This is a genomic window from Parvimonas sp. M20, from assembly GCF_035282425.1.
In the GTDB taxonomy this organism is placed as follows: domain Bacteria; phylum Bacillota; class Clostridia; order Tissierellales; family Peptoniphilaceae; genus Parvimonas.
Genome location: NZ_JAYKBQ010000033.1, coordinates 1 through 1837 on the forward strand (window position 1 = coordinate 1; position 1837 = coordinate 1837).

Genomic DNA, 1837 nt, shown 5'->3' on the forward strand with positions numbered 1-1837 from the left:
GGCTACCCGTCGTGCGGATGAAACCTATTGGGAAGAGATCAATGGAGTTCGTGTACCCCAAACGGAAGTCAACTTCGAGATCCCTATCCCTCTGGACGAACACCCTCTACTCGCTCGCTATGCAGCCGCGCACGGTGCGGATTGCGTACTATACCGAGGACCAGTTGATCGAGTCGCTATCGACTCTTACGGTCGTCTGTGGATCGTTGAATATAAGACCGCCAAGCGGGCTGAACATCTCCACTATCAAACGGATCCTCAGGTCACGACGTACGTCTGGGCAATGCAGCACATTTATAATCGCCCTGTCGCTGGAGTGGTCTACCATCAGTTCGTCAAAGATGTCCCATCGGCACCCAAGATCCTGGCATCGGGTAAAATCAGTACAGCAGCTAACCAGAACACATCTGCGGCTCTCTATGAAGCTGCCCTTGTCAGAATGTACGGAGCGCAGGAAAAAGCCCCAGAGGAGAATCGGCGCTACCTCACGACTCTGATGCTCAAGGAAGATCAGGACAACGATCGGTATGTGCAGCGCACGTACATCGAGCGTAATGAGCATATGTGCGCCGCAGAGGCCATGAAGATCCTTCTGGAACTCGAAGACATGCTCAATCCTGATTTGCCTTTGTACCCGAATCCTACACGTGATTGTTCTCGGATGTGTAGCTTCCTTGGTGCCTGCGTTAGCTATGACGATGGTGGCGACTGGGAAGAAACGCTGAACCTGAACTTCACCGAACGAGATCAAGCGCCCGATAGCCTTTGGCATAAGCGCGTTCCTCGTCCAGAGGTTCTGGCGCAGATTCGCAGAGAGCGTCGAGGGCTGCCAGACCTTGAAGATATGCAAGCACGTCTGCAGCAGCTACCAAAGCCTGAGCAGCAGGCTGTAGAAGCAGGTAAGGCACCGATTCCCATGAACTTCATGGATTCGGATTCGTTTACATGGGACATGAATTAAGGGTCCCATAGTACAACCCTTCATTGATGGTAGGAAAGTAGAAATGGCAACAGGCCCTTCGTCTGGTAATGTGCGGACACCTGCATCATCTTCACCTGGTGCATTTTCTGCCGTGGCAATGTCAAAAGCCACTGAGTCCCGTGGTAAGTATCTGAATATGCTTATCTATGGGCCTCATGGTGCAGGTAAGACCACTCTTCTGGGTTCTGCAGCAGACGTCGAATCGATGAATGACATTCTGCTTGTGACGGCAGAGGGTGGTTCCATCGTGTTCGAGGACAACGATCGCATCGACCACATCGACGGCATCGCCATGATTAAGATCGATCGCATCGAACAATTCCAGAAGGTGTATGAGTGGGTTAAGTTCCACTGTGATGCACGCGATCGTGGCGATGACAAAAAGCTCAAAGAGCTCCAGGATATGATCGGTTTGATTCATCCTGATGGCGAAGACGGCATTTTCCGTTTCCACACGGTCATTGTTGATTCGCTGTCGGAAATCGAAGCATACAACCTTTCCAAGATCCTCAATCTCGATGCTCTCGGCCTGGATGCTGGTGACGACATGGAGGTTGCAGGCTTCCCGCAATTCCGCAAGAACATGCATATCATGCAGCGGATTGTTCGACAGTTTCGCGATCTTCCGATTCATTGTCTGATGACGTGCGCACAGGCGTACTCTCAGGATGAACGCAAGGCTTTCCACTATGGCCCCAAGCTTACGGGCCAGCTGACTGGTATTATCCAGGGCTTTTTTGACATTGTGGGATGGTTGGTACCCAACTCCCAGGATGTCGATCCGAAAACGGGCGTCGCACGTCGACGTCTGTTCGTGCAGCCGCAGACTGCACCGAAGGCTGACGCTAAATGCCG

General features: G+C 52.2%; 2 protein-coding genes. Both read left to right on the top strand.

What is annotated here, in order from left to right; translation table 11 throughout:
• On the top strand, positions 1-961 hold a 961-nt coding region (locus tag VJI93_RS08145; protein WP_324009227.1), incomplete at its 5' end, for a PD-(D/E)XK nuclease family protein.
• Between the two features lie 43 nt (positions 962-1004).
• Positions 1005-1837: AAA family ATPase (locus tag VJI93_RS08150; protein ID WP_324009228.1), on the top strand; the 833-nt coding region annotated here is incomplete at its 3' end.